The organism is Streptomyces sp. NPDC059142, assembly GCF_042755665.1.
Classification (GTDB): Bacteria; Actinomycetota; Actinomycetes; order Streptomycetales; family Streptomycetaceae; genus Streptomyces.
On the sequence record NZ_JBHZDA010000158.1, the window covers coordinates 1 to 6,681 of the forward strand.

Consider the following 6,681-nt stretch of genomic DNA (forward strand, 5'->3'; position numbering starts at 1 on the left):
GTCCAACAGGGGCCGGGGGTGTGGGGTCGCGGCGGGGAGCGGGTCAGGCGGTGGGTCGCTGGCCGAGGGCGTGACGAGGGGCGGGCGTGTGGGTGCTGTGGGTGCTGTGGTCCTGGTAGATCTGCGCGCCGCCGTAGTGGTGGTGGTGCGTGGGCGGGGCCGCGGCGACGGTGTCCTTGGTCCGCCTGACGACGCGGGACAGGGCGCCGAGGACGGCGACGGGGGTTCCGCAGATGAGCGCGACGACGACGGGGTCGAGGCTGCCGACCGTCCACAGGACCAGGGAGGCCGATCCGGCGAGCGGGACGGAGGTGATGCCCGCGGCGAGCATGACGCCGCTGAGGTCGGTGGCGCGCTGGCTCATCGGCGGGCGGCCGGGCTGCGGCACGGGCGGGGCGGTGCCGACGGCGGGGACGGGCGTGGCGTCGCGGTACGACGTCGCCACCGGCGCGTCGGGGCGGTAGCCGTCCTGGATGAGGCGGCGGGCCGTCTGGGCGGCCTCCTCGTCGCTGAGCGGGGGGAGCGAGGGCTGGTTCACGGGCTGGGACTCCTTGGTCCGAGGGAAGGGGGCTGGGTCAGGGGGTGGGGGCGAGGGCCCACGAGCCGTGGCCGGCGCGTACGACCAGGCCCTCTCCGGCGAGCTTGGAGAGGGCGTTGTCGACGGATCCGGCGGCCGGGCCGTCGGGGGTGCCGACGCCGACCTCGGAGCGGATCTCACGCGTACGGCGGGTCTCGCCGTCGGCGAGGGCGTCGAGGACCTGGTCGCGCAGCGACTTCGGGGCGGCGGGTGCCGAGGTGCGGGGCGGCCCGGGCCGCTTGCTCTTGCGTTTCCCGCCTCCATCGCCGTCCTCGTCGTCGGATTCACCGGCGAGGAAGTGCTCCGCGGCGGCCAGGGAATCGGCGTAGGCGGCCTGGAAGATCCGGTCCTCCTCGGGGGTGAAGCCGGGGATGGCCGGGGCCGTCTCGAAGAGGCTGATCAGATGCGGGTAGGTCTTGTCCTTCTTCAGGGCCTTGAAGACCCGCATGAGGACCGCGCGGCCGCCTTGCAAGCCCCAGGCCATGCCCGCGGTGACCGGGCCGGGCGGGGTCTCCTTGCCGTCCCAGGCCGCGATCAGTTCGTCGGAGACGTTGCCGAAGAACGGCCGGATCGGGGTGATCTCGGTGCCGTCGCTGACCATGTCGGAGGCCATCGACTGCGTCATGTTCGAGTTGACGCGGCCCATCCACACCAGGCCCTGTTTGGCGTTCGCCCGGATCTTCTCGGCGTCGCCGAGGTCGGTGACGTGGATGGACTGGCCCGCGAAGCGGATGCCGAAGCCGAACTTGCGGCCGGTCTGCTGGAGGCGGGCGATCATCCCGGTGACCCACTTGCGGAACTCCGGGGGCACCAGGGCGTGCTCACCGAGGACCATGTTGATCTCGTCCAGCGTGACGTTCACCAGGCTCCAGGGCGAGCCGAGGGTGAAGGAGCCCCAGCCGTTGGCGGAGGACACCTGCTCGCGGTAGTCGGCGACCGCGCAGGCGGCGGCGAGGGTGGCGCCGAGCGCGGCGATACCGGCTCCGAAGTGACGGACGCGGCCCTTCGCCTCGGGCAGCGACATGCCGGACTGCGCGTCCGCTACCAGGGAGATGACGCCGCTGATGCGTTCGGCGGCCAGCACGGTCAGGAGGAAGACGCTCTTGCCGGAGCCCATGGCGCCGACCGCCAGGTCGGTGAGCCCGCCGAGTTCCGGGCTGTAGAGGGCCATCTTGAACGGGCGCCCGTCGTGGCGCAGTCCGATACGGATGAGCCCGTCGGGGCCCATGGTCAGGTCCTCGGCGGTGGCCTCGCGGATGTTGATGAGGGGGTGCTCGCGGTAGACGGTGACCACGCCGCGGGCCATGCCGTCGGTCTCGACCATGACCAGCTCGGGGTCTTCCGCGTGCAGCGCCCGGGCGAGCTTCTTGCGCGGCAGGTGGATCATCGCGTCGTCGTCGGCTTCGACCAGGATGCGGATGCGGTCCTCGTCGATGCGGTGGTCGACCATCTCCATGCCGGGGAGCATGCCGCCGGGTCCGGAGACCCGGCGCGCCCACAGCCGTTCCAGGCCCTGGTCCTTGGCGTCGTCCTCGGCCATGGTCGGGGCGACGCGCACGGCCAGGCGGCCCGGCCCGTACCCGTCGACGGGCTGGAGCGTAACGGCGGCCGGCGGCACGTCGAACACCGCGGCGACGCTCTTGACGTTGACCGTGGCGGGGACGGCCTGCCCGGCCGGGGCGAGGATGACCGCCTCGAAGTCGGGCCGGTCCGCGTCGTACTGGTGGATCCGGCACAGCTCAGTCGCGCCGGTCGAGGGGGACAGCTCCCACATCAGCCGCAGGTGACCCTCGTAGGTGGTCGGCGCGGGCCGGGCCGGTACGAGTGCCGTCTCCTCCTGGTCCGCGTACTCGGGGACCTGGGCGATGATGGCCCGCTTGAGCCCGCGTGAGCGCGTCCAGGGTGCCATCGGGATCATCACGGCCGTCCAGAGAGCGGCTCCGAGCATCGGCCACCCGTTCGGGTAGTGGATGACCGGGGCGAGCAGACCGGCGGTGTAGGCGGTGGACCAGCCCAGGACCGGCAGGGACCGCATCGTGGCGAGCAGCAGGCCCGGCCCGTCCTGGCGGGCGGTGTGCCGCCACAGGCGGCCCCCGGACAGAGCGCCGGTGACCACGGCCGTGCCGTGTGCCCACCAGGGCACGTCCGTCAGGGGGCCGACGGCCGCCCAGGTGCCGGCCGCGCCGTACAGAACCCGTTCGGCGATCGCGAGGCGGCGGGCGGTCCTCGGTGTGAGCCCCCGGTCGGGGGCGGGCGCGGCCGCGTCGTCGGCCGCCACCAGTTCGGTGGTCACGATGTTCTCCAGATCCGGAAGCGAACAGGAACAAAGAGGGGAGGGGCCCGGCTGAGATGCCGGACCCCTCCACACCGTTGGACCTGTTAGGTCCAACGGGTCTGATGGCGGTTGTGCTGGGTGTTCAGTCCTTGCGGTAGAAGCCCGCCTTCGCCTGCTGCACGCCGGAGGCTCGCACCACCTCGTAGACGCCCCGGTACTCGCTCTGATGGGCGTCCACGAATCCGCGGGCGTTCGTCTCCATCTCGTCGGCGGCCCCGGCCACTGCGGCCGCCGCCTTCGCGACGTCACGCAGAGCCGTTCCCGCGTCGTTGATGAGCGCGGTGAAACGGGGCTCGACCTCCGCCTCCACACACATCTCGGCCAGCTCGTCGGCGTCGTCGGCGTCCTCCTCCATCCGCCGCTTGAGCACCCACAGCCCCTCCTTGAGGGCCAGGGCCGCAGCGGCGAGCGTCGCCATCTTCCCGGCGAGGCTCAGGAATCCGAGACGTCCGCCCTTCACCGGCAACGGAGGGGCCTTGTAGGGCACCAGGTCGCTCATGGTCACCTCATTCCTCGTTGTGGATACGGGCGGAGGGCATGTGCAGACCCGCGTCGAAGGCGGCCTGCTGCACGGGCCGGTAGGCGTCGTGCATCTCGTCGTGCGCCGTCTCGACGGACTCGGCGGCGGCCAGGGACCGCGTACGCATCGCCTCCGCCTTCGACTTGAGCAGGTCCATCGACTCCGCCAGGCGGTACAGCGCCCGGGAGGTGAGGCGCCCGATGATGTTGTGCCGCTCCGCCAGTTCGGCGGCCAGTTCCCGCAGGGCGTCCCGGAGCTGGACCGCCCGGTGCGCGAGGACCGCGCACTCGTCGTACGTGGCCAGGCACTTGTCCTTGGCGTCGGCCAGCTTGTCCAGGACGCCGTCGAGGGTCACCTCCGTCATGTGCTCGGCGGCTGCCTGGGACCGCATGGAATCGATGGTCGCGGGTGCGTTCACTCGCGCTTCCTTTCTGATCGTGCCTCCGTACGCCGCGCGAGGCAGGCCGGGTGTCCCGCGCGTCAGGGCTGCGGGCTCGGACGGCTCCCACCGTCGGGCCGTGGAGCCGGGAACGTGCATGCTCTCGGCGCTCCACACGGTTTCCTGCCGGGGATCGCTCGCCCACATCGACTCGTAGGCGCTGCGCCGCTCCTGACGGGGCGGCGGTACCCAGGCGCCCGGCCCGGCGGTGGCCTCCCGCCGCGCCCGTTCCTTTCGGCGCTCCTTGCGCCGGGCGGACGGCCCCGGCCCCGTGGCCGGGCCGGACTTCTTGCCCCTCGTCACCCGGACCTTCTTCCTGCCCGCCGCCGGCGTCCTCGGCTTCTTCTTGCGACTGACCCTCGGCCCCGTACCGCCCGAGACCGGCTTCGGCTTCTTCGTGAGGTCGACCTTCGGCCCCGTACCGCCCGCAACCGGCTTCGGCTTCTTCGTGAGGTCGACCTTCGGTCCGGCCTTGTTCTTGCCGCCTTTCCCCTTGGGCTTCTTCGCCTTGCTGATGACCGGCGGAGCGAGCCTCTTGCGCCGCTTCTTCAGTCGGCGCCGGGCCTCCTTCGCGGCGGCCTGGGCCAGCGTGGTGCGGTCCGGGGCAGAGGCCGCGGCCTCCTCCTTCTTCTCCCGCTTCTCGGCCGCCCGGGCTTCCTTCGCCTCCCTCCGGGCCTCCTTGACCGCCTGCTTGCGGCCGCGGGCCAGGTCACGATCGCGGGTACGGGCTTCGACCTTGGCCGCGTGGGCAGCCCCGCGCCGCTGGATCTTCCCGTCCTGGCAGGCCGCGGCACGCTCCTGACGCCCCCTGGCCCGCTCCAGCGCCGGTGTGGACGCCGCGTTCGGCGACTTGCCGCCCAGCGGCGACCGGATCCCACCCGACGCACCGTCCGACCTCTTCGACTCCTTCGGCCGGGACCCCTTCGACCCGACACCGCCGGAGCCGTGCGAACTGGAGCCGTGCGAACCGCTGCTCCCCTTCGAGCCGCCGGGGCCTTTCGAGCCGCCGCCGCCCGAGGACGTCCCCTTCGAGCCGCCGCCGGTCCCGGTCGAACCGGACTTCAAGGTCCGGCCCGCCCCGGAACCGCCCGCCCCGGCCGACCCGGTCCCCTTGGGTCCGGCGGGGGCCAGGGCCCGGCCCCCGCCGGACCCACCGCGGCTTCCGCCGCCGGCGCCCCCGCCGCCGAGGGCCTTGCGGCCGTACTCGCCGCTGGAGGGGACCCCCTTCTTCCCGTCGGCCCTGCCGTCCAGGCCCGCCACCGCCAGGCCGTGCTTGGCACGGGCCTCGTCCTCGGCGAGCTGGTGCTTGAGGCGGGCCTCGCGCAGCGGCGCGGTCTCCGCCTCGCGCCCCAGACGGCGCTGCCGCCAGTCCTGTACGGCGGTGGCCGTACCGCGCAGGGCCGCCAGGGCCACGGCGAGTATCGCCGTGAGCCCCAGCGACCCCAGGCCGGGAGCCTCCGCGTCCCGGTCCCCGCCGTCACCGACGCCCTCCGAACGCAGCGCCACCGTGGTGTTCGCGGTCCGGTCCGAGGGCAGCGGGGGCAGCGAGGGCGGCCCGGCCGTCAGGGCGGCCAGCGATCCGGCCGCCGACCGGCGCGTACGCGCCGGAAGGAGAGCCGCCCCGCCGCTCTCCGGCTCTTCGGCCGGCACAGCGGGCGGGGCGGTAGACGCGGGTGCGGGTGCGGGGGGATCGGCCCCCGGGAGCGGGGGGAGCCCCGGGGGCACCGCCCCCCTCGGCCGGAAGGTCAAAACCCTCCGGCCTTCGTCGTCTTCCACAGGTCCTCCTGGGTTGACAGACAGTGACCGGATAGGGCATCCTCGCGCGCCCGCGCGCCCATGCGCCCGCGCGCCCGCCTTGGAAGCCCCGATCCGGCCCGCCTGCCGTGGTGATGATGATGGTGATGGTTACTTGGCGTGATGCTCGATGAAGTTCTCCAGCGTGCGAGCCAGCGCCTCCCACGGGTCCGGATCCTCCGGGCCACGCTTCTGGTCGTACTGCTTGCACGCCGCCCTGACCCGGTCCCACCACGCCTCGGCGACTCCCTTCGAGCCGCGCTCCTCCAGTTGCCGCCGCTGGCGCGCCGCCCAGTGATCACGCTGGTTGGCCTCGCGGGCCTCCCCGATCGTCGACACCGGCCTCAGGCCCCCTTCTTGAACAGGTCACCGATGCCCCGCACCGGCGCAGATGGGGCCTGACCAGCGGTTTCGCTGGCCGGGGACTCTCCCTCCGCCGGGCGCGGCGCCATCGCGGCGGCCGTCTTGTGCAGGCTCTTGGCCGCGAAGTCGCTGCCGCGCCGCCGCCGTTCGGCCTTCTCCACGGCCTTCTGTTCACGCTGGGCAGGCAGGGCGGCCACCGTACGGACGTGGTCCGCGTAGGAGGTACGCAGCGACTCCGACGCGTGGGCCGCGTTCCGCGAGGCCCTGACCAGCGCTTTCCAGTGCTTGTTGACCTTCCTGGCCCGCCACCGGGCGGCGAACCGGCCATCACCGTGGACGTGCTGCGAGCGCAGCGCGACCTGGAAAGCGGCGTGGCCGGCCTCGTACATGGACAGGTCCTCGTTGTGCTCACGCTGCCGGTCCAGCGTCCAGGCCGACAGCAGCTCCAGGTTCAACAGCGGCCGGAACTCCGTCGGGACGCGGTTGAGGACGTCGTCCTTCATCTGCTCGATCTCGGGCACGGGGGTGATCTCCTTTCAGGGGTAGGGGCCCGCCGTCTTCGGGGGCGAAGGCGGGCCCAGCCCGCAGACGTACACGCCGGGCTCAGCGCACCGGCGTCCTGTGTTTCGCCGCGTCGGCGGGGCTCAGCAGCC

6 protein-coding genes are annotated in these 6,681 nt (G+C 73.0%); all 6 read right to left on the reverse strand.

The window, feature by feature from the left end:
* Positions 1–43: 43 nt before the first annotated feature.
* Complete coding sequence (locus tag ACFXPK_RS31525; protein ID WP_385080551.1) at positions 44–538, reverse strand: hypothetical protein; 495 nt, start codon at positions 536–538, stop codon at positions 44–46.
* 37 nt (positions 539–575) lie between these two features.
* The gene (locus tag ACFXPK_RS31530) at positions 576–2,870 is read right to left on the reverse strand and encodes a hypothetical protein (protein WP_385080552.1); all 2,295 of its coding nucleotides are present in this window, start codon (positions 2,868–2,870) and stop codon (positions 576–578) included.
* Positions 2,871–2,994: 124 nt separating this feature from the next.
* Positions 2,995–3,411, reverse strand: a complete 417-nt coding sequence (locus tag ACFXPK_RS31535; RefSeq protein WP_385080554.1) for a conjugal transfer protein TraB — start codon at positions 3,409–3,411, stop codon at positions 2,995–2,997.
* Between the two features lie 7 nt (positions 3,412–3,418).
* A complete protein-coding gene (locus ACFXPK_RS31540; protein ID WP_385080556.1) occupies positions 3,419–5,521 on the reverse strand; it encodes a hypothetical protein in 2,103 nt (700 codons plus the stop codon).
* Between the two features lie 255 nt (positions 5,522–5,776).
* On the reverse strand, positions 5,777–6,004 hold the full coding sequence (locus ACFXPK_RS31545; RefSeq protein ID WP_385080558.1) for a hypothetical protein: 228 nt from the start codon (positions 6,002–6,004) through the stop codon (positions 5,777–5,779).
* A 5-nt stretch (positions 6,005–6,009) separates the two neighbouring features.
* Entirely contained in the window at positions 6,010–6,549 is a 540-nt protein-coding gene (locus tag ACFXPK_RS31550; protein WP_385000378.1) for a hypothetical protein, read from the reverse strand.
* Between the last annotated feature and the right edge of the window lie 132 nt (positions 6,550–6,681).

Coding starts and splice junctions, on each gene's coding strand:
- ACFXPK_RS31535 (WP_385080554.1), bottom strand. CDS start 3,411: ATGAGCGACCTGGTGCCCTACAAGGCCCCTCCGTTGCCGGTGAAGGGC.